Genomic DNA, 18,912 nt, shown 5'->3' with positions numbered 1-18,912 from the left:
CCCGCCGCCGCGATCGGCGAAGCAGTCCACTACGCCCTCACCCAGCCCGCCGACGTGGACGTCAACGAACTCGTCGTCCGGCCCACCGCCCAAGGATGAAAAGCACGCACCCACGTCACGCACCCACGTCACGGAACGGCGAGGGCGACATGATTTCCACGACGGGCGTCCTCGACCGGATGCTTGCCGCGTTGCTCTCCGGCGTGTTACTCCCGCCCGAGCTGCTTCAGAGAGTGCGACACCAACTGAAGGCCCCCTCAGGTCACGTCGTCTCACCCGTCGGCGCGGTCGTCGCCAGCGTCCGGCTGCCCGGGCAGTGCCTGGCTGGCGGACACCGGTTCCACTTCGCCGATGCCCTGCGGCGTGAGGTCGAGGTCGGAAGCCTCGTCGTCGCCGGGTCCCGCTGCCTCTCTTCGGGCCCTGCGCCGGTCATTGAGAAGCGAAAAGACAACGGCGGAGAAGTAGAGCGCCCAGATCGGCGTGGCCAGCGCCAACATGGTCAGCGGGTCCGTGCTCGGCGTCGCCACAGCCGAAAAGATCGTGATCCCCATGATCGTGCCGCGCCACCGGCCGAGCATCCGCCGGCCGGACAGCACTCCGGTGAGGTTCAGCATCACCAGCAGCAGCGGCATCTCGAAGGAGAGACCAAAGACGACCACCATGCGGGTGACGAGGTCGAGCAGATCGTCCAGCGGCAGCAGGTTGTCCACCCCGTGCGGGGTGAAGTCGATCAACACCTTCGAGGTCGTGGGCAGCACCCGGTAGGCGAAGAAGGCGCCGCCGAAGAACAGCGGGACGCCCGCGCCGACGAACGCGTAGGCGTATTTCCGCTCGCGCTTGTGCAGGCCGGGGGCAACGAACGCCCACAGCTGGTACAGCCATACCGGCGAGGCCAGCACGACGCCAGCCATCAGGGACACCTTCAGTGCCAGGGTGAAGGGCGCGAGCAGGCCGTTGATCGTGATCCGCGCGCAGGTGGTGTTCGCGGTCTGTTTGGCCAGATCGGCGAAGGACGTCGGGCAGCCGACCGAGTCCAGCACCGGCCTGGTGAAGAAGTTGACGATGCCCTTGTAGTAGAAGGCTGCGGCGATCGTGACGACGAGGATGGCAAGGACGGCCTTGGCGAGCCGGTTGCGGAGCTCACGAAGGTGCTCCGCGAGCGGCATCCGCCCCTTGGGATCCTTCTCCTTGTTGCGGGCTGACTGGGGCACGCCACGTCCTCATCTCGTGCGGCAGGCCGGAAACTACCGGCTCTGCGTTGGTACTTGATCGCCTCCGTCAACCGGTGGGGCGCGAACTCGCCACGGCGCCGGTTGCCGGCCGGGAAGGCTTCGGGCTGCGTCCCATGGGGGAAAGGAGCCAGGGGCGCGCAGGACCGGGCTCGGACTCAGTGGCCGGTCGTGCTGTCCGTGGGCGCGGTGCGGGCGGTGGAGGTGTCTCCTGGAGCATCCGAGATCGTCCGCGGTCCCGGTCCCGGTGCGGGCTCCGGCTCGGGGCGTGGCTCGTTAGAGACGCCGTCGTCCTTCAGGGCCTTGGTCTCGCTCTTGAGGATCCGCATGGACTTGCCCAACGCCCGGGCCATGTCGGGTAGTTTCTTCGAGCCGAAGATCAAAACCACCACCGCGACCAGGATCAGCAGATGCCAGGGTTCCAGCGCATTGCGGAACATCGTCACACCACCCCTTCGAACGCGTCGGCCGTCATGCCTGCCTGGGCGATGCGTGCCGCGTTCGGCCACGGTGCGTCGTTCATCGGCTTTCCCTGGCGTGACCGTTCCTGTCGCCGATCGGCGTGGTGTTCACGCATGACTGTCGGGCATATGAGGTGAGGCGGGTGGAGTGGGCCGGTTGCCGCGGGGGCGTGCCGGGTGTCGATGTCCTTGCGGGTCATGAGTCCTTCTCCTTGTCGGATCGGGGTCGATTCAGATTCCGGGGCGCCCGGCAGTCATCCAGGCGGCGTACTCCTGACGGACGTAGAGGCGGTGGCCGGGGGCGAGCGTGATCGCGTCGGGGTGGTGCGGGCCGGCCACCAGGTCGGGATGGCGACGGTCGTGCAGGACGAGTTGCTCGGCGGTTTCTGCGGCGGCTGCGACCGGGCCGGGGCCGGGGTCGTCGAGGGCCATCCGGTCCATGAGGGCCGCCCGTCGTAGCAGCCAGGCGCGTTCGGCGGCCGTCGCATCGACCAGGGGGCGGGTGACGGGCCTGGCCTGGCGGCCGTCGCGTTCGGCTCCGAGAGCGAGCACTTGGTGTATCTCGCGGCGCAGGTCCGGCGCATTCGCGTACGCCTCGTGCGGGGGCGGGGCGCCGGTTGCCTCACCGCTGTTCGGGGTGACGTACATGCTCACACCTCCGTCGATATGCAGGGGCCGGCCTTGGCAAGGGGCCGCAGTTCGTGCGGAACGACCGGCCCGGTCATGGCGAGCACCTGAGGCAGGCGCGGACTTCGCGGCCGCTGCGTGTCTGGTGGACCTCGGTCGACTGGGCGAGGTGCTGGACGATGCCGGTGCCGCGGCCGTGTTCGTCGGGGGCGATGTCGGGGCGATGCCGCTCCACTGCCATGCCGGAGTCAGTGACCACGATGTGCAGAGTGCCGTCGTCGAGGACGAGCAGCAGGGTCATGCGCTCGCGGCCGTACTGGGCGGCGTTGGCGGCGAGTTCGTCGACGATGAGAACGGCGGAGTCCCGCTCACCTGCGGGCACGCTCCAGGTCTCCAGCAGATCGGCCGCGAAGTGACGAGCGGCGGAGACGTGCGCCTCCTGCGCGGGCAGGGTGAGCAGCGCCTCGTGGCGGCAGGGCTGGCCGAGCAGTGAACTCGGGCTGGGGGAATCGGTCACAAACATGGTCTTCTGGCTCTTCTGTGGAGGTGCGGAGAGCGGAACGGGGGAGACCCCCAACGGCTTCGGGGGCTGTCGGTCGGCCGGATCCTGAAGGGCGCGCTCATTCAGTTCCACGGGCGACGCATGCCGGGCGGTTCGAGCGGTTCGCCCCTTTTGCTCGACTTCTTGCGGGGTACGTCAATGTCGGCGGCCTGGCTTGGCCTGGCCGGGCTCACTCGCCTCTGCCAGGGCTCGATGCCGTACTCGGCCGGCCCGGGCACCGGCAGCTCGTTCCCTCGCCCGTGGTCTTCCGGACGGCCCTGTGGGAACGTCGCGCCGCAGGACCGGACGAGCGTCCCTGCCCGCGTCTCGACTCGGTCGCGGCCCTCGGCGCGCGGACATCCTGGACGGTCTTCTCCGGGCTGCACGGACCTCGGAGGAAAAGGCGACCGGGCTGCACGGACCCCGGAGGAAGAGGTGAGTTGAGGTCGCCGGCCGTTTGGTGAACCGCGTATCTCTGCTTGCGCGCGGGACGGGGATCACTTCGGCCGGGCCCTTGCTGAGGCCCAGGGCGGCGCCACCGGCCACCGGGAGGGGGAGTGCACGCCCCGGCGGCGCACTCACGCATCAAGTCGGCCGGCGCACTCACGCATCAAGTCGGCTGAGGACGTAGCCGGGTCGCCGGAGCCGGGGTGCGGGTCATCGGCCCACCGGAAAACCGTCGGCGCGCCGTGAGAAGCACCCTGGCTCACCGGTCTTGATGCGGCTCGCTTCTCGTCGACTGCCTGGCTCTCTCGCCGCTGACGGCACGGCCCTTCGGTGCGACGTCTTCTTGGCCTTTTGTGCCGCCGTGCGCTCACACCGGACAGCTGTCGTCATGTCACCGAGCGGTCAGGCCGCAGAGTGACATGACGACCCTGGCCTCGCCTCACGCCTGGATCGTGACCATCTTCTGACCGTTGCCCGCGAGGATCTCGAAATGGTCGATGGCTCCCGGGGACATGGCAACCGCCCCTGGGATCGTGGTGCCGGGAGGGTACTGGCCGGCCCGCCAGGTAGCGCCGTCCGTCCTGGCTCCGCCGGGTCCGACCGCCTGTAGCCGGCAGGTGATTCCGGCGGGTGCCCCCTTGGCGGAGACCTGGAGGACGCTGCCCCAGGCAGAGGGTGAGACCTTCACCGAGGCGGAGACTCCGGTGGTGCGATCGCTTCCCGAGAAGGTGCGCCAGGTAGCCGGTGCGGTCGGCCCGGGCGGCGTCGCCTGGCTGCTCACGGATCCGATGGCCGCCAGCCAGGTGCCGCCGGCCGTTGCCGCGATGAGCGTCAGTGAGGCGGCCGCGCCGGCCAGTTGCAGACGCCAGGTCCTGCGGCGCCGGTTCGCGGCTTGCTGGAGGAGCCTCTCCAGCACGCCCCCTGCCGGCGCCTTCGATACCGCGGGCGCGGCGGGTCGTTCGGGCTGGGTGCCCTGCGCGCTTTCGGCGGCCCGTGCCACCAGCCGGTCGACCAGGTCCCCGTCGGCCGTCGGCACTGTCTGGCCTGAGGCTTCGGCTTCGGTCACCGTCGCCAGCAGCGCAGGCAATCCCGCCAGCCGGGTGTGTTCGGCCCGGCACTCGGCGCATTCCGCGAGGTGGCTGCGTACCCGTTCCATTTCCGCCGAGGGCAGCGTGCCCAGGACGTATCCCCCCAGCGCCAGCCGGAGGGCGTCGTGGTCCGCGCTCATGGTCGCCACCTCCTGCCCGTCACGGTCATGGCTCGATGCCCCGTTCCTGTAGCGCAAGCCGCAGGGCGTGCAGGGCGTAGTGCGTCCGCGACTTCACGGTGCCCAGCGGGATGCCCAGCACCTGTGCGGCCTCCACCATGGTCCGGCCCCGGTAGTAGGTCTCCAGCAGGACGGCGCGGTGGTCCGGGGACAGCGACCGGACGGCGTCGGCAACCGCCCAGCTCTGTAGCGCCTGCTCGATCTGGTCCTCGCCCGACGTCTGCTCGGCGGCCTTCTGAAGGGCCTCGCCGCCGACCTCGGCCGGTCTGGCTTGCCGGGCCCGGTGGGCATCGATGACCAGGTGCCGGGCGACCGTGCACAGCCATGCCCGGGCCGGGCCGCGTGCGGGATCGAACGCGGCGGGATGCTGCCACGCTCGCAGCAGCGTCTCCTGCACCACATCCTCTGCCCATTGCCAATCTCCTGAGGTCAGACGCAGTACGTAGTGGAAAAGGGCTCCTGCGTGCTCCGCGTACAGAGTGCGCAGCAGTTCCTCATCTGCGGTCGAAAGTGCCCCTTTACCAGAGACACGGTGCGCGGAGCGATTTGGATCGGTCCTTGAACCACCACGTTTTCGGGAACTCCAGGGCATGGGCTGATCATCGCGCATATGTACTGCTTTGTCCCGTAACGCACAGAGCGGTGCCGGTAACGCTCTGTGTGCATTGCGGGTGATATGTCCCCGCCGAGCCTTGTGGCGCCAAGGGGGTCGAGCGTGTGCGGCGCCCGGGGGGGCGACTGATCTGCGGCGATGCCAAGAGGTCTCAGAAAAAGTGCATATCGGTCGAACCGTGGGACTCCTGCCGTCCGTGGAGCCGGACAAGAGCCGACTCACGCGCAATCCCCATCGATTCCCCATACGGCAAAGGACGGATCGGAGATGACCGCGATACACCACGCGACGGACGCGCTCCTGGCGCCGGCCAAGCTCACCCAGGCGGAACTGCCGCCTACCGCCCGCACCTTCGCGGCGCGCAACGGCGGATGTGTGGCGCGGGGCACGTCGAGGCGAGACGCCGGCCCGGGGTGGCGCCCATGCTCGTTCGCCGGGTCCGGGAGGGGCACGCCCTCATGAACCCGGCATCCACCCCATATTCCCGCGGTTACGTGCGCCGAGCCGGCGCAGTCCCCGTCTCCACCTGATCAGTAAGGAACGGACACCATGCACCCGAACTTTCACACACCAGGCCGGCGATCACGCGCTGCGGCCGGACTGGCCGGCGCCGTCATCGCCACTGCCGGCGCGGTGGGGCTCCTCAGCTCATGCGGCCAGTCGTCGCATCCCTCGGCCAGCGGAGCCGGCGCCATCACACCCGGTCCGGGGCAGCACCGGACGGCAGGGATGCCCGGCGCCACGGGGTCGGGGAAGGGCTCCGCTCCCGGCGCCTCGCCGATGCCCGGTATGAGCATGCCCATGGGTCCCTCGACGGGCCCGGGCGCGCCGGCCGCGCCGGTGACCGGGAGCGCGGTGGCGATCAACAACTTCGCCTTCTCCCCGGCCGCGCTGAAGGTCAAAGTGGGCACGAGGGTGACGTGGACCAATCAGGACACCGACGCCCACACCGTCACCAGTACCGGATCGGGCGGCCCGTTGCAGTCGGCCGCCCTGGCCACCCATGCCACCTACAGCTACACGTTCACCAAGCCCGGCACGTATGCCTACCTCTGCACCATCCATCCGTTCATGACCGCCACCGTGGAGGTGTCCCGATGACCGGCAACTACGACAGTCACGACGGAGCGCTGGCCGACGACGCCGGTCGGCCCGATACCGAACACGGTATGACGCGACGTCAACTCCTTCGGCACGCAGGGTGGTTCGGCGGCGCTGTGGTGCTGACCGTGGCCAGTGGAGAGGTGATAAGCCACATCGCCGGCTCCCTGGACACCAACGCCGGGGCCGCCGAAGCGGGAAGCGGCGCGCTGCGGTTCGTGCAGGTCTCCGACAGCCATATCGGGTTCCATGGCCCGGCCAACACGGACGTGGTCGGCTCCTTCACCGAAGCGATCAAGCAGGTCAACTCGCTCGGATTCAGACCTGACTTCGTCATGCACAGCGGCGATCTGACCCACCTGTCCACGGCCGGGCAGTTCGACCAGGTCAAGCAGATGATGACCGGAATGAAGACAGACCGCGTCTTCACCGTGCCGGGCGAGCACGATTCCATCGGCGATGCAGGCCGCGCCTACCGGCGGACCTTCGGCATGGGCACGCTCGGCGACGGCTGGTACAGCTTCGACACCCACGGCGTGCACTTCATCGCCCTGGTCAACACCCTGAGCCTGGAGAAGCTCGGCCACCTCGGCACCGCCCAGATCGACTTCGTTCGCAAGGACATCGCCGGACTGTCGTCGGACACCCCCATCGTGGTCTTCAGCCACATCCCGCTGTTCGCCATGTACCCGAAGTGGGGCTGGAGCACCGACGACGCCCTCAAGGTCATCGCCCTGCTGCGCCGCTTCTCCTCCGTCACCTGTCTCAACGGGCACGTCCACCAGTTGTTCACCAAGACAGATGGCAACATCACCTTCCACTCCGCCACCACCACCGCCTACCCCCTGCCCAAACCGGGCCGCGGCCCCGCCCCCACTCCGCAGGTCGTCCCCGCCCGGCAGCTCAGAGAGGCACTCGGCATCCGCAGCGTCGGCTACCGCCAAGGCGACCGCGAACTGGCCATCAAGGAACAGAGGCTGGCATGAACACCCACAGGTTCCTCGCCCCCGCCCTGCGGTCGATGACCGCCGCGACGCTCGCCGCCAGCGGATACATTCACGCCCAGCTCTACCTCGACGGGTACCGCTTCATCCACATCATCGGTCCCCTGTTCCTGCTCCAGGCCAGCGCTTCCTTCGCCCTCGCCGTCCTGCTGCTGATCGGGGTACCGCCCCTGCTGCTGAGGACCGCCGCGGCAGGCGCCGCTCTCGGCGCTCTCGGCGGCTTCGCCGCTTCGCGCACCGTGGGAGTGTTCGGATTCACCGAGCACGGTCTGCAGCCGGAGCCGCAAGCCGTCCTCAGCCTCCTCGCCGAAACCGGCACGCTGCTGCTCCTCGCCATCTGGCAGATGACCGTGACCAGGCAACCCCGCGCTGCCCGACCGCCCGCCAGGGCACCCGACCGGGTCACCACCCGCACACCACCCGACTGAACCACCACCACGAAGCCGCCCGGGATGCCTGCGTCCTGGCTCGGGGTGCGGCGCGACCGGCAAACCCACACACCAGCGCCCTCTGCGCAGCACGCCCCCCCATTCCGGAACCAAGGAGTGCCCCCATGTACCAGGAACCGCGCCCGGGAATCGCCTGGCCGAGCCCGCACCTCCGCGAACTGAAGGGCGCCGTACGCGCCCTGCTCGGCCTGGACGACGACACCGCCGTCATAATCCGCCAACTCATCTGTGGTGAAGTCGGCTGCCCACCGCTGGAGACCGTCGTCGAGGTGCGGTCCATGGACGGTGAGGCCCACCGCTGGACGCTCCACCGCTCCGCCGAGCAGCTCACCGAGAACGAGCTGCGGGCCACCCTGCTCCACCACCGACCAGGCTGACCGGAACCCGACCCGACTGCCTCTGAACCCCGAGAGCTGAACGAGTTGGGTGACACCATCGGACCACCACCGGGCCCCGAACTCATGCCTGCGGTCATCGGCGTTCAACCGATCGAGGCTCCCGGTCGACGCGCCACTCCGAGATCGGTACGACAACGGCCACTCAAGGTCTACGGCGCCGATATGTGCACGTCGTCCGTGGAATCCAGCGCGAGGCCCTGTCCGGCGAGGTCGGCCGGACAGGGCCCTGGGCTCAGCTCACTTGCACTGACCGGTCCGCGGCCCGTTCACGGTGTTGCCCGACTGCTGGAGAGCGGGTGAGTTGCCCGCGCAGCGCAGCGGCGCCCCGACCTGGTTGCCCTCGAACTCCGGGACGAGGTCCTCGGACAGCAGGCCGCTGCCACTGTTGTCGTCGATCCTCACTGGCGCCGACATCGTGTTGGACGAAACCTCCAGACCGCCGGTGTTGGCGTCCAGGGTCAGCGGGGCCTTGAAGGCGTTGCCTGCGCAGTTCATCCGCTCACCCTCACCCTCACCCAGCAGCACGAAGCCGCTGGTGTCCGTGAGGGTTACCTGCGCGTCGAGGGCCGAGTGGCAGATGGTGACGGCGAGGGCGCCGTCCGAGACCACCGGGCCGTTGACCTCCGCACCCGACACTGCCAGCGCCCCACCGGGCCGCACCTCCACCGGGCCGTTCTGCGTACTGCCAGGGGCGATGCACAGCGACTGGTCTGCGGCCACGGTCAGCGGGCCGTCGTGGTCCGTGATGCACGGCTGGCTGAAGCCGACGGTGATGTCGGTGGGCGCGGCCGTGGTGCCGGCCGTGAAGGTGGGGTCGCCGCTGTAGGTGGCGGTGATGGGGTGGTCACCCGGCTGAAACTTGCTGGTGGTGAATGTGGCCTTGGCGCCGTTGAGCGGCACGGTCGCCAGCGTGGTCGTCCCGTCCGAGAAGGTGACCGACCCGGTCGGGTCGCCCGCGCCCGGGTTGGCCGAGGCCACGGTGGCGGTGACGTTGACGGCGTGACCGAACAGCGGGGACGCCGTGTCCGCGTTGAGCGTGACCGAAGTCCCGTACCGGAACGTGATGATGGCCTTGCCGTTGCCGTGGTTGGCGCCCTGGAGAAGCGCGAGATTGGTCGCCGACGGATCCGCGTAGCTGCTGCCGCCGCCACCGCCCGCGCCCGGGAAGTAGCCCGGGTTGCCGCCGCCGGAACCGCCGCCACCGCCGTGCCAGCCGCCACCGCCACCGCCGCCGCCGGGGCCGCCCGCACCGCCGTTGCCGCCGGTTCCGCCGCTGCCGGGATTGGGCTGGCTGGTGATGGGGTCGAGGTCGATTCCGGGGGTGCCGGGGCCTCCGTTCAGGGTGTTGGGGTTGCCGTGGCCGGCCGCGGTCTGGCTGCCGCCGCCGCCCGCGAGCCCCGAGCCCAGCGGGCCGTTGCTCTGGCCGCCGTCTTGGCCTACCAGGCCACCGCCGGCGCCGCCCGGCAGCTCGGGCCCGCCGTTGCCGGCGCCACCGCCGCCGCCGGCCACCAGGACGCGGTCGGCGCCGCCGAACGCGCCGGCCCGGACGTCCGAACCGCCGCCGCCAGAACCGCCGCCGCCGTGCGCGCCACCGCCGCCGGCCCCGTGGCCGGTGCCGCCGGGCCGGGCGAACTCACCGTGCCGGGACGAGCCGGGGATGCCGGCCGCGCCCACGGTGAGTTGGAGGGTCTGGCCGGAGGTCACAGGCAGGGTCGCGCGGCTCTCGCCGCCCAGTCCGCCGGGCGCGCCGGGTATCGCCGGGTGGGGGACGATGTAGCCGGCGGCGCTGCCGCCCTCGCCGCCGTACAGGTCGATGCCGACCGCGGTCACGCCGTCCGGGACGGTGAAGGTGTCCGTGCCCACGGAGTTGTAGGTGCACGTGGGCTGTGGAGCCGTGGTGAAGACGCCGCCGGTGCCGCAGGGCCCGGCCGCACTCGCCGTGCCCGCGGCCGCGGCGACGGGCACGATCGCGGTGGCGACGAGGCCGGTGGCGCCGGCCACCGACATCATCTTGGATCTGAAGATGGTCCGACGGGAGGTCGGGCTGCTGTCGCTCATGGGTGTTGACACTGTTTCTCCGGCCCTGTGGGCAGCCAAGGTGAGGAAAGGGGCGGTCCGCAGGCGGGCAGGGCCTGCCTGCGGACCACCATCTGACAAACGATCAGAATCCGGACGGTCAGACGCCGTCGTTGGCGCAGAGCGCCCAGACGTCCGCGTAGGTGTTGGTGGAGCCGGCACCGCCCGCGTGGGCGTCCACGGACCAGTACGAGGCGGTGGTGGTGCCGTCGCCGACCGGGTTGCCACTGGAGTCGCTGGGGAAGCTGCCGTTGAGGTGGTCACCGCCCGAGCCGGGGCCGGTGTAGTCGGTGGTCGTCACGTTGCCGCCGCTGGCGCCTGCGCCGCCGCCGACCAGGTTGCCGTCGGCGCCGCAGCCTGCCGTCACGACGGTGTTGGCACCCGCCGACGACGAAGTGCTCCCCTCGGTGTAGTGGACCTTCACCGTCACACCGCTGACGTTGATGCCACTGCCGCTGCAAATCGCGTACGCGTAGGTTTCGTTCGTGGTGCCGCCACCGCCGCCGTTCCACCCGACCGCCGTCCAGGAGTCGGGGTTGGTCTCCCCGTCGGCCGCGGCCTTCAGGCCGTAGTCGTGCCCGGAGTTGTCGAACGTGGGGAAGCTGGAGATCGGCTTGAGGCTGCCGACGCTGGCCGGGGTGGTCCGGGCGCCGCCACCGAGCAGCACGGTGTTGGCCGGACAGGTCGCCGTGACCGCGACCGGTGTCGCCGAGGCGGTCGGCCCGGCGGCCTTGTTCATGACGATCTGGGTGTGGTTGATCAGGTTGCTGGTGAAGCACACCGCGTACGGGGTCGTGGAGAACGAGCTGTTCACCGCGCCGCCGCTGCCGCCGATGCCGAGCCAGTGCGTGTTGTCGGTGCCGACGACACCGGTGGTGCCGTGTACTCGGTGGAGCCGTCCGAACTGGGCTCGGTGCCCATCACATGGTTGCCGTTGGACGACGTACCGGTACCGATGGCCTGCTCAAGACCGCCGCCGGAGACGAGACCGCTGCCGCAGTCCGCGTGGGTCGAGATCTCAGAGAAAGTGGTGGTGGGCCCGGCGGTCGCGCCGGGCGTCTGCACGGTCACGCTCACGGTGTTGGCGTACGCGACCCCGGGCGCCGCCAGTGCCAGCAGAGCGCCAATCACCAGCGCTTTGCCGGCCACCAGGCGCGGCAGGAATGTGGTCTTCATCGGACTCTCCCTCTCTGATTGCAGCGCTGCGCACGGGGGGAGGGCAGCGCGGAGAAAAGCCATGCACGAGAAGAACCGACCGCTTCGGGGGGAGCGGCCGCCACGGGTCCGAGGCGGCAGGGAAGCCTTCGACGGCAGGAGACGGAACCCGTACGAGCCGGCACTCAACGCGGCTCGCAGTCGCGGACAGTAACAGTCCGCCAGAAACCGCAGCTACAGGCGAATCACACAGGATGAGCTGGCAGATGCTACATGGAATGACCATTTGGCCTTGAACTTGTGGGTCCGTGGGTCCGTGCCGCCGCGCCCCTGCGACGGGGTCGGCCACCGCTGCCAGAACGCCCGATCCGGCGCCCACCCGCCGCGCGGAGCGTCCCCGGGCCCGGTTAACACCGCGGACCGCGCCTGGTTGGCCGCCGAATCACCGGCCGAATCGACCGGCCGGACCTCCCGGTTGGGAGCAGGAGCTGAGCCTGTTGAGCTGGAGGCTTCCGCATTCCGGGCAATAAGCCGGTCCCGGTCCCGGTCGCAGTGGAGCGGGTTGTGGCAGATCTCTGCTCAGCTACGACCGCCGGGGCTTCGGCCGTTCCAGCCAGCCGGTCACCGGCTACGACTACGACACGTTCACCGCCGACCTCAAAGCCCTCCTCGATCACCTGCGATTGACGGCTGTGGCGCTGGTCGGATTCTCGATGGGGACCGGCGAGGTCGTCCGCTACCTGGCCCGGTACGGTTCCCACGGGATCCGCAGAGCGGCGCTGCTCGGTGCGATTCCTCCCTTCCTCCTCAGAACCGAGGACAACCCCGAGGGCGTGGACGGCCAGGTATTCGAGGACATCAAGTCGGCGATCGTCACCGACAGGTACGCCTGGCGCTCCTCGCCTTCCTCGCGGACTAGCCAACGAGCCGGGCTGGAAAGAAGCTCCCGAGCTGGTTCGTCGTCGCCGGCGCCGGTGCCGACAACGCCATCGACCCCGACCCTGAGCGCGCCGCAGTCAAGCGGATCGGGGCGAGGGTCACCGAGATCAGCGGCGGCTCCCACACCATCGCGCTCTCCCATGCCGACGAAGTGACGCAGGTCTTTGTGGGAGCACTTCGGGAGATCGGGTGACTTTCGGCAGGAGGCCCGAAAAATGAGTCGTGAACAGATACGGCCGTGGAATACATGTGCCGAGATGACACCGTGCCCCATATTCAGTCACCACAACTGCCGGAACGCGAATGGCAGGGTCCCTCTACAGCGATGGCTTTGAGTCGCTGAGACGGAATATCCATGCTGCGATGAGTGTGAGTTGCCGGGCAAGTTCTTCATCCGTACTCGATGTCTCTTAACAGGAAGTCGTGTTCCATGCTCGCAATTCACCTCACCCGGTTCGGGGAGCCGGAGAAGAGCCTGGAGGTCGTGGACGTGCCCGAGCCCCCGGCTCCCTCCGCCGGGCAGGCGCTGTTGCTGGACTTCAACCCGAAACGCGCGTAGCCGCCGCTGCACCTGCCTCCGAGGCCGGGAGCACCTCCGGAAAGAAGCGGCTGGAGTCGATCTCGCAGCTGGTGGCGGACGGCCTGAACGGCCCTGACACACGATCGAGGATGAGCAGTATGACCACGCACAGCCCCATCGGGATTCTCGGCGCGGGGGAGATCGGCCGGGCGGTCGCCGACAAGGCCGTCCGTCACGGACATGAGGTACTCATCGGCAACCGCCGCGGCCCGCAGACGCTCAAGGCGGTCGTGGCGCAGCTGGGGCCGAAGGCCCGTGCGGTGACGGCCGAGGAGGCGGCGCAGCCGGATCTCGTCGTCCTCGCGGTGCCGTTCTTCGCCGTACCGGACCTGACCGGCCTTACCGACTGGTCCGGCAAGATCGTCGTCGACACGACGAATCAGTTCGCCGCGGCCAACCCCTGGCGGGGCCGGTACGACGTCGGTGACCTCACGGGCAGCGAGTGGGTCGCCGAGCGCCTTCCCGGCGCGCGGATCGTGAAGGCGTTCAACACCCTGTTCGCCGCGTTCATCGCCGCCGACCCCCAGCACGAGGAAGGCCGTCAGGTCGTCTTCTACGCGGGCGACGACGCCGGCGCGAAGGCGGCCGTGGCCGGTTTGCTGGACGAGTTCGGGTTCGCCGCGCTGGACCTCGGTGGTCTGCGAGAGGGCGGTCGGCTGATGCAGCTCGACGGTCCGCTCAGCGCACGGCACTTCCTGCTTCAGGACGCCGGCTGACGGCTCGGGCGGCCGATCGGAGCCGGTCAGGCGGATTGCTCGGTGCGGTCACCGCCCCAGAGGGTGTGGAAGGCCCCTTCACGGTCGGTGCGTCGGTAGGTGTGTGCGCCGAAGAAGTCCCGTTGGCCCTGGATGAGCGCCGCCGGCAACCGCGGTGAACGCAGGGCGTCGTAGTAGGCCAGCGCCGCCGAGAATCCGGGGGCGGGAAGGCCCAGTTCGGCCGCCGAGGACACCACCCGCCGCCATGCGTCCTGCGCCGCCTCCAACGCCGCCCGGAAGTAGGGCGCGGTCAGCAGCGTCACGGGCTGGTCCGTGCCGCTGTAGGTCTCGGTGATCCGGTTCAGGAAGCGGGCCCGGATGATGCAGCCGCCGCGCCAGATCTTCGCCACGGCTCCCGGGTCGATGCCCCACCCGTACTCCTGGCTGCCGGCCTGGATCTGGTGCACGCCCTGTGCGTACGCGACGATCTTCGACGCGTACAGGGCCTGCTCCACGTCGTCGGTGAAGGACTCGGCCGCCGACCCGCCGAGGCTCCGGCCGGCCGGGCCCGGCAGCCCCTGCGCGGCGTCGCGGAGGTCGGCGTGGCCGGACAGCGACCGGGCGAAGACGGCCTCGGCGATTCCGCTCACCGGGACGCCCAGGTCCAGTGCCGTCTGCACGGTCCAGCGGCCCGTCCCCTTCTGCTCTGCCTGGTCGAGCACCACGTCGACGAGCGGCTTGCCGGTGGCGGCGTCGGTGTGCCCCAGGACCTCGGCGGTGATCTCGATGAGGTACGACTCCAGTCGGCCCTGGTTCCAGGTCCGGAAGACCTCGGCGATGCGGGCCGGATCCATCCCCAGCGCCCGGCGCAGCAGGTCGTACGCCTCGGCGATGAGCTGCATGTCGGCGTACTCGATGCCGTTGTGCACCATCTTCACGAAGTGGCCGGCACCGTCGGGCCCGATGTGCGTGCAGCACGGCTCGGCGTCGACCTTGGCGGAGATGTCCTCCAGCAGGGGGCCGAGCGATGCGTACGCCTCGGCCGAGCCACCGGGCATGATGCTCGGGCCGTGGAGCGCGCCCTCTTCGCCGCCGGACACGCCGGTCCCGACGAAGTGCAGCCCCCGGTCCCGCAGCGCGGCCTCACGCCGTCGGGTGTCGGCGAAGTGTGCGTTACCCCCGTCCACGATCATGTCGCCCGGTTCGAGCAGCGGCGCGAACCCGTCGATGACCGCGTCCGTGGGCGCCCCCGCCTTGACCATCACCATCAGCCGTCGCGGCCGTGCCAGAGAGGCGACGAACTGCTCCGCCGACTCGGTGGGCACGAAGTGCCCCTCGTCGCCGAATTCGTCCATCAGCGCCTGAGTGCGGGACTCGGTGCGGTTGTGGAGCGCGACGGTGTGCCCGTGGCGTGCGAAATTACGGGCCAGGTTGCGGCCCATCACCGCGAGCCCGGTCACGCCGATGTCCGCCTGCTCAGCCATGATCATCAACTCCTGCCGTTCCCGACCCGCCTGAACGTCGTTTCCGTGGCCCGGCGAAGTACTGTCGGCCGCCCAGCAGCCCAACAGCTCACCGCTCAAATCATCGCCCAGGCAGCCACTTCCCGCAGCGACGACAAGATCTCCGCGCCCTCGTATCGCAACGCCGGGGCGTACGCGGCGCAGGGCTGGTCCGCTCGCCGTCTCCCGGCCGAGAGCAGCGCTTCCGATCTTGCGTAGCAAACTGTGATGATCGCCCATAAAATGGACGTTGCTGGCGCACTGGCGTGCCGGTCAGGCACGTGAAGTCGGTGCGGAAGGGCGATCGACCCGGGGACGGGATGCCTATGGATCAGGCCGCCGGCTCGGCGCGGACCGTCATCCTGACCGTGGACGACGACCCGGGCGTGTCGCGTGCCGTCGCCCGTGACCTGCGGCGACGCTACGGCGCGTCGTATCGCGTCGTACGCGCGGAGTCCGGCGAGTCCGCCCTTGCCGCCCTGCGCGAACTGAAGCTGCGCGGCGGCCCCGTCGCGGTGATCGTGGCCGACTACCGGATGCCGAAGATGAACGGCATCGAGTTCCTCGAACAGGCTCTGGACATCTACCCCGGTGCCCGGCGGGTGCTGCTGACCGCGTACGCGGACACCAACGCGGCCATCGACGCGATCAACGTCGTCGACCTCGACCACTACCTCCTCAAGCCCTGGGAGCCGCCCGAGGAGAAGCTGTACCCCGTCCTCGACGATCTCCTTCAGGCATGGCGGGCCACCGACTACCGGCCGGTCGCCATCACCAAGGTCGTCGGACACCGCTGGTCGGCGCGTTCGTCGGCCGTACGGGAGTTCCTGGCCCGTAACCAGGTGCCGTACCGCTGGTACTCGTCCGACGATCCGGAAGGCCGGCGGCTGCTCTGCGCCGCGGGCCAGGACGGCCTGCGGCTCCCGCTTGTGATCACTCCGGACGGCACGGCCCTTATCGAGCCCGAGGACCGGGAGCTCGCCGCCCGGGTCGGCCTCGCGACGACCCCGGCAACCGACTTCTACGACCTCGTCATCATCGGCGGCGGACCGGCCGGTCTGGGAGCGGCGGTGTACGGGGCCTCCGAGGGCCTGCGGACCGTCCTCGTGGAACGCTCCGCGACCGGAGGCCAGGCGGGTCAGAGCTCGCGCATCGAGAACTATCTCGGCTTTCCGGACGGGGTGTCCGGGGCGCAGCTCACCGACCGGGCCCGGCGTCAGGCGGCGAAGTTCGGTGCCGAGATACTGACCGCACGCGAGGTCACCGGGCTGGAGATCAATGGCGCGTCGCGCGTCGTGCGGTTCTCGGACGGCTCCGCCGTCGCCGCACACTCCGTGATTCTCGCGACCGGCGTGTCGTACCGGCAACTGGATGCGCCCCACGTGACCGAGCTGACCGGCTGCGGAGTGTTCTACGGCTCGGCCCTGACCGAAGCGGCCGCGTGCCAAGGGCATGACGTGTACGTCGTCGGCGGCGCGAACTCCGCCGGCCAGGCCGCGATATACCTGGCCCGGAGCGCCAAGTCGGTCACCCTGCTGGTGCGTAAGCCGTCCTTGTCCACTTCGATGTCGCACTACCTCGTCCAGCAGGTCGAGGAGACGCCCACGATCTCCGTGCGCACCAACACGGTCGTCGAGGCCGCCCACGGCTCGCGTCAACTGGAACAGATCACCCTGCGCGACACGACGACCGGCCACACCGAACTCGTCGACGCCCAGTGGATGTTCGTCTTCATCGGCGCGGCCCCGCTGACCGACTGGCTGGCGGGCTCGGTGCTCCGGGACTCCCGCGGGTTCATCCTGACCGGCCCCGATCTGACCGCGGACGGGCGCCCGCCGGCCGACTGGGAGTTGGACCGGCCGCCCTACCACTTGGAAACGAACGTCCCCGGCGTGTTCGTGGCCGGAGACGCCCGCGCCGAGTCCGCCAAGCGGGTCGCCTCCGCAGTCGGAGAGGGAGCCATGGCGGTCATGCTCGTGCACCGATATCTGGAGCAGTCATGAACGGCCGGTCGATGCCGTGCAGTCAGGAGGAACTCGGCTCGCTGTTCCTGTTCGAGAAGCTGGCCCCCGACCAGATCGCCCGGCTCTGCCGCGAAGGCCGCGTGGAGGAGTTCGAACCCGGGCCCGTGTACGGGGAGGGCGACGCCGCCACGTGCTTCTACGTGCTGCTCGAAGGGACCCTCGTTCTCTCGCGCCGGATCGGGGACTACGACGTGGAGGTCAACCGGAGCTCCAGCCGCGGGGTGTACGCGGGAGCCTTCCAGTCCTACCTGGGTGACCGCCTGCGGCAGGTGTACAACAGCTCCCTGCGTGTCATCGAGCCCTCACGCTTCTTCGTGCTGCCCGCGGAGACCTTCGCCGCGATCATGCGCGAGTGGTTTCCCATGGCCGTACACCTGCTGGAGGGCCTCTTCTTCGGCACCAAGAGCGCCCAGGAGGCCGTCGGCCAGCGAGAGCGGCTGCTGGCTCTCGGGTCGCTGTCCGCAGGGCTGACCCATGAGCTGAACAACCCCGCCGCCGCGGCCGTGCGGGCCACGTCCGCGCTTCGCGAGCGGGTGGCCGGAATGCGCCACAAGCTCGGCGTCATCGCGGCAGGCCCGTACCGGCGCGACAGCCTGGAGACACTCGTCGACGTCCAGGAACGCACGGCCGAGCGCGTCGCCAAGGCCACCACCCTGAGCGCGCTGGAAGCCTCGGACCGGGAGGACATCGTCTCCGACTGGCTGGAGGACCACGGCATCGGGGACGGGTGGCAGCTCGCACCCACCTTCGCACAGGCCGGCCTCGACACCGACTGGCTGGACCAGATCGCCGCAGCCGTGGACAGTGACACCCTCGAAGGCGCCGTGCGGTGGCTCAACTACACCGTGGAAACCGAACTGTTGATGAACGAGATCGAGGAGTCGACCACCCGCATCTCGGCCCTCGTCACCGCGGCCAAGCAGTACTCGCAACTCGATCGGGCGCCCTACCAGGTCGCGGACGTGCATGAACTGCTGGACAGCACCCTGCTGATGGTCTCCGCGAAGATCGGCCCCCACATCACCGTCGTCAAGGACTACGACCGCAGCCTGCCGAAGATCCCGGCCTACCCCGGCGAGCTCAACCAGGTATGGACGAATCTGATCGACAACGCCGTCTCGGCGATGAACAGTACGGGCGCCGACGGCACGTTGACGGTACGCACCGCACGCGAGGGAGACCATCTCCTCGTCGAGTTCCGCGACACCGGTCCCGGAGTCCCCGCGGAGATCCGCGACCGCGTCTTCGACCCGTTCTTCACCACCAAACCGGTGGGTGAGGGGACAGGTCTCGGCTTGGACATCTCATGGCGCATCGTCGTCAACACGCACAGAGGGGACCTGCGGTTCCATTCCGTCCCCGGCGACACCCGCTTCCAGGTACGCCTCCCGCTGGCCTCCGCCGACCCCCGTGCCCCACAGGAGCCGTCATGAGTTCCCCGAACGGAATCGACCCCTCGGTCCCACCCAGCGGAACCGGCTGCGCCGAGTGCGACGCCGGCGGCGGCTGGTGGTTCCACCTGCGACGTTGCGCACAGTGCGGCCACATCGGCTGTTGCGACGACTCGCCCGCCAAGCATGCGACGGCCCACGCGCGGGCCACCGATCACCCGGTGATCCGCAGCTTCGAACCGGGCGAAACCTGGTTCTGGAACTACGAGACCTCGGAGATGTACGCCTCGGGCCCGCACCTGGCTCCCCCCGAGAGCCACCCGGCCGATCAACCCACCCCCGGCCCCGCGGGACGAGTCCCGGAGGACTGGGCCGACCGTCTGGGTTAGGCAACGCAGCCACCGCGCTTACGG

At 69.6% G+C, this 18,912-nt stretch carries 20 protein-coding genes and 1 pseudogene; 10 read left to right on the top strand and 11 right to left on the bottom strand.

Going from position 1 to position 18,912, the window contains the following annotated elements; translation table 11 throughout:
- Positions 1 to 272: 272 nt before the first annotated feature.
- The 7 genes from tatC to ACFVT2_RS18585 form a co-directional block, all read right to left on the bottom strand.
- Complete coding sequence (gene tatC, locus ACFVT2_RS18615; protein ID WP_390018836.1) at positions 273 to 1,211, bottom strand: twin-arginine translocase subunit TatC; 939 nt, start codon at positions 1,209 to 1,211, stop codon at positions 273 to 275.
- A 176-nt stretch (positions 1,212 to 1,387) separates the two neighbouring features.
- Positions 1,388 to 1,669, bottom strand: coding sequence for a Sec-independent protein translocase subunit TatA (gene tatA, locus ACFVT2_RS18610; RefSeq protein WP_390018834.1), 282 nt, complete (start codon positions 1,667 to 1,669; stop codon positions 1,388 to 1,390).
- A gap of 2 nt (positions 1,670 to 1,671) precedes the next feature.
- The gene (locus ACFVT2_RS18605) at positions 1,672 to 1,890 is read right to left on the bottom strand and encodes a hypothetical protein (protein WP_390018831.1); all 219 of its coding nucleotides are present in this window, start codon (positions 1,888 to 1,890) and stop codon (positions 1,672 to 1,674) included.
- 31 nt (positions 1,891 to 1,921) lie between these two features.
- Entirely contained in the window at positions 1,922 to 2,338 is a 417-nt protein-coding gene (locus ACFVT2_RS18600) for a hypothetical protein (RefSeq protein ID WP_390018829.1), read from the bottom strand.
- Positions 2,339 to 2,411: 73 nt separating this feature from the next.
- Complete coding sequence (locus ACFVT2_RS18595; protein WP_390018826.1) at positions 2,412 to 2,840, bottom strand: ATP-binding protein; 429 nt, start codon at positions 2,838 to 2,840, stop codon at positions 2,412 to 2,414.
- A gap of 904 nt (positions 2,841 to 3,744) precedes the next feature.
- A complete protein-coding gene (locus tag ACFVT2_RS18590) occupies positions 3,745 to 4,533 on the bottom strand; it encodes a zf-HC2 domain-containing protein (protein ID WP_390018824.1) in 789 nt (262 codons plus the stop codon).
- A gap of 25 nt (positions 4,534 to 4,558) precedes the next feature.
- A complete protein-coding gene (locus ACFVT2_RS18585; protein WP_390018851.1) occupies positions 4,559 to 5,164 on the bottom strand; it encodes a sigma-70 family RNA polymerase sigma factor in 606 nt (201 codons plus the stop codon).
- Positions 5,165 to 5,986: 822 nt separating this feature from the next.
- Here ACFVT2_RS18585 and ACFVT2_RS18580 point away from each other — a divergent pair.
- The 4 genes from ACFVT2_RS18580 to ACFVT2_RS18565 all read left to right on the top strand — a co-directional run bounded on the left by ACFVT2_RS18580 (position 5,987) and on the right by ACFVT2_RS18565 (position 8,116).
- The gene (locus ACFVT2_RS18580) at positions 5,987 to 6,286 is read left to right on the top strand and encodes a plastocyanin/azurin family copper-binding protein (protein WP_390018821.1); all 300 of its coding nucleotides are present in this window, start codon (positions 5,987 to 5,989) and stop codon (positions 6,284 to 6,286) included.
- Positions 6,283 to 7,272 carry a metallophosphoesterase family protein gene (locus tag ACFVT2_RS18575; RefSeq protein WP_390018819.1) on the top strand — a complete coding sequence of 330 codons (990 nt, stop codon included), beginning with the start codon at positions 6,283 to 6,285 and terminating at the stop codon, positions 7,270 to 7,272. The genes ACFVT2_RS18580 and ACFVT2_RS18575 overlap by 4 nt, the downstream gene beginning before the upstream one ends.
- Positions 7,269 to 7,718: a hypothetical protein gene (locus ACFVT2_RS18570; protein ID WP_390018816.1), complete on the top strand. Its 450-nt coding sequence runs from the start codon at positions 7,269 to 7,271 to the stop codon at positions 7,716 to 7,718. The genes ACFVT2_RS18575 and ACFVT2_RS18570 overlap by 4 nt, the downstream gene beginning before the upstream one ends.
- Positions 7,719 to 7,843: 125 nt before the next feature.
- Positions 7,844 to 8,116, top strand: a complete 273-nt coding sequence (locus ACFVT2_RS18565) for a hypothetical protein (RefSeq protein WP_390018814.1) — start codon at positions 7,844 to 7,846, stop codon at positions 8,114 to 8,116.
- Between the two features lie 258 nt (positions 8,117 to 8,374).
- On the opposite strand, the gene ACFVT2_RS18560 is transcribed toward ACFVT2_RS18565, so the two are convergent.
- From ACFVT2_RS18560 to ACFVT2_RS18550, 3 genes are all read right to left on the bottom strand, one after another.
- Positions 8,375 to 10,195, bottom strand: a complete 1,821-nt coding sequence (locus ACFVT2_RS18560; RefSeq protein ID WP_390018811.1) for an Ig-like domain-containing protein — start codon at positions 10,193 to 10,195, stop codon at positions 8,375 to 8,377.
- Positions 10,196 to 10,313: 118 nt separating this feature from the next.
- Complete coding sequence (locus ACFVT2_RS18555) at positions 10,314 to 11,027, bottom strand: hypothetical protein (protein WP_390018809.1); 714 nt, start codon at positions 11,025 to 11,027, stop codon at positions 10,314 to 10,316.
- A complete protein-coding gene (locus ACFVT2_RS18550) occupies positions 11,024 to 11,389 on the bottom strand; it encodes a hypothetical protein (RefSeq protein ID WP_390018807.1) in 366 nt (121 codons plus the stop codon). Before ACFVT2_RS18550 ends, ACFVT2_RS18555 begins: the two co-directional genes overlap by 4 nt.
- A gap of 551 nt (positions 11,390 to 11,940) precedes the next feature.
- On the opposite strand from ACFVT2_RS18550, the pseudogene ACFVT2_RS18545 reads away from it, so the two are divergent.
- The 3 genes and pseudogenes from ACFVT2_RS18545 to ACFVT2_RS18535 form a co-directional block, all read left to right on the top strand.
- A pseudogene (locus ACFVT2_RS18545) lies at positions 11,941 to 12,462 on the top strand (alpha/beta fold hydrolase); the annotation flags it as partial.
- A 275-nt stretch (positions 12,463 to 12,737) separates the two neighbouring features.
- Entirely contained in the window at positions 12,738 to 12,866 is a 129-nt protein-coding gene (locus tag ACFVT2_RS18540; protein ID WP_390018804.1) for a hypothetical protein, read from the top strand.
- Positions 12,867 to 12,937: 71 nt separating this feature from the next.
- Positions 12,938 to 13,603, top strand: coding sequence for an NADPH-dependent F420 reductase (locus tag ACFVT2_RS18535; RefSeq protein ID WP_390018802.1), 666 nt, complete (start codon positions 12,938 to 12,940; stop codon positions 13,601 to 13,603).
- A gap of 26 nt (positions 13,604 to 13,629) precedes the next feature.
- On the opposite strand, the gene gndA is transcribed toward ACFVT2_RS18535, so the two are convergent.
- Positions 13,630 to 15,066 carry an NADP-dependent phosphogluconate dehydrogenase gene (gene gndA / locus ACFVT2_RS18530; protein ID WP_390018800.1) on the bottom strand — a complete coding sequence of 479 codons (1,437 nt, stop codon included), beginning with the start codon at positions 15,064 to 15,066 and terminating at the stop codon, positions 13,630 to 13,632.
- A gap of 344 nt (positions 15,067 to 15,410) precedes the next feature.
- Between gndA and ACFVT2_RS18525 the strand changes: the two genes are divergently transcribed.
- The 3 genes from ACFVT2_RS18525 to ACFVT2_RS18515 are packed head-to-tail and all read left to right on the top strand — an operon-like array spanning position 15,411 to position 18,888.
- Positions 15,411 to 17,087, top strand: a complete 1,677-nt coding sequence (locus ACFVT2_RS18525) for an FAD-dependent oxidoreductase (RefSeq protein WP_390018848.1) — start codon at positions 15,411 to 15,413, stop codon at positions 17,085 to 17,087.
- Complete coding sequence (locus ACFVT2_RS18520) at positions 17,084 to 18,541, top strand: ATP-binding protein (RefSeq protein WP_390018797.1); 1,458 nt, start codon at positions 17,084 to 17,086, stop codon at positions 18,539 to 18,541. Before ACFVT2_RS18525 ends, ACFVT2_RS18520 begins: the two co-directional genes overlap by 4 nt.
- The gene (locus ACFVT2_RS18515) at positions 18,538 to 18,888 is read left to right on the top strand and encodes a UBP-type zinc finger domain-containing protein (RefSeq protein ID WP_390018795.1); all 351 of its coding nucleotides are present in this window, start codon (positions 18,538 to 18,540) and stop codon (positions 18,886 to 18,888) included. The genes ACFVT2_RS18520 and ACFVT2_RS18515 overlap by 4 nt, the downstream gene beginning before the upstream one ends.
- Positions 18,889 to 18,912 lie beyond the last annotated feature (24 nt).

Origin of the sequence: Streptomyces sp. NPDC058000 (genome assembly GCF_042886435.1) — a bacterium.
Taxonomy (GTDB): domain Bacteria; phylum Actinomycetota; class Actinomycetes; order Streptomycetales; family Streptomycetaceae; genus Streptomyces.
Note: the sequence above shows the minus strand (reverse complement) of the source record. Positions and strands in the feature narration are given on the sequence as shown.

What these genes read in the sequence shown, in the direction of transcription:
- tatA (WP_390018834.1), bottom strand. Translation starts at nt 1,669, where the DNA reads ATGTTCCGCAATGCGCTGGAACCCTGGCATCTGCTGATCCTGGTCGCG.
- ACFVT2_RS18605 (WP_390018831.1), bottom strand. Translation starts at nt 1,890, where the DNA reads ATGACCCGCAAGGACATCGACACCCGGCACGCCCCCGCGGCAACCGGC.
- ACFVT2_RS18600 (WP_390018829.1), bottom strand. Translation starts at nt 2,338, where the DNA reads ATGTACGTCACCCCGAACAGCGGTGAGGCAACCGGCGCCCCGCCCCCG.
- ACFVT2_RS18595 (WP_390018826.1), bottom strand. Translation starts at nt 2,840, where the DNA reads ATGTTTGTGACCGATTCCCCCAGCCCGAGTTCACTGCTCGGCCAGCCC.
- ACFVT2_RS18590 (WP_390018824.1), bottom strand. Translation starts at nt 4,533, where the DNA reads ATGAGCGCGGACCACGACGCCCTCCGGCTGGCGCTGGGGGGATACGTC.
- ACFVT2_RS18585 (WP_390018851.1), bottom strand. Translation starts at nt 5,164, where the DNA reads ATGCCCTGGAGTTCCCGAAAACGTGGTGGTTCAAGGACCGATCCAAAT.
- ACFVT2_RS18580 (WP_390018821.1), top strand. Translation starts at nt 5,987, where the DNA reads ATGGGTCCCTCGACGGGCCCGGGCGCGCCGGCCGCGCCGGTGACCGGG.
- ACFVT2_RS18575 (WP_390018819.1), top strand. Translation starts at nt 6,283, where the DNA reads ATGACCGGCAACTACGACAGTCACGACGGAGCGCTGGCCGACGACGCC.
- ACFVT2_RS18570 (WP_390018816.1), top strand. Translation starts at nt 7,269, where the DNA reads ATGAACACCCACAGGTTCCTCGCCCCCGCCCTGCGGTCGATGACCGCC.
- ACFVT2_RS18565 (WP_390018814.1), top strand. Translation starts at nt 7,844, where the DNA reads ATGTACCAGGAACCGCGCCCGGGAATCGCCTGGCCGAGCCCGCACCTC.
- ACFVT2_RS18560 (WP_390018811.1), bottom strand. Translation starts at nt 10,195, where the DNA reads ATGAGCGACAGCAGCCCGACCTCCCGTCGGACCATCTTCAGATCCAAG.
- ACFVT2_RS18550 (WP_390018807.1), bottom strand. Translation starts at nt 11,389, where the DNA reads ATGAAGACCACATTCCTGCCGCGCCTGGTGGCCGGCAAAGCGCTGGTG.
- ACFVT2_RS18540 (WP_390018804.1), top strand. Translation starts at nt 12,738, where the DNA reads ATGCTCGCAATTCACCTCACCCGGTTCGGGGAGCCGGAGAAGAGCCTG.
- gndA (WP_390018800.1), bottom strand. Translation starts at nt 15,066, where the DNA reads ATGGCTGAGCAGGCGGACATCGGCGTGACCGGGCTCGCGGTGATGGGC.
- ACFVT2_RS18525 (WP_390018848.1), top strand. Translation starts at nt 15,411, where the DNA reads ATGGATCAGGCCGCCGGCTCGGCGCGGACCGTCATCCTGACCGTGGAC.
- ACFVT2_RS18520 (WP_390018797.1), top strand. Translation starts at nt 17,084, where the DNA reads ATGAACGGCCGGTCGATGCCGTGCAGTCAGGAGGAACTCGGCTCGCTG.
- ACFVT2_RS18515 (WP_390018795.1), top strand. Translation starts at nt 18,538, where the DNA reads ATGAGTTCCCCGAACGGAATCGACCCCTCGGTCCCACCCAGCGGAACC.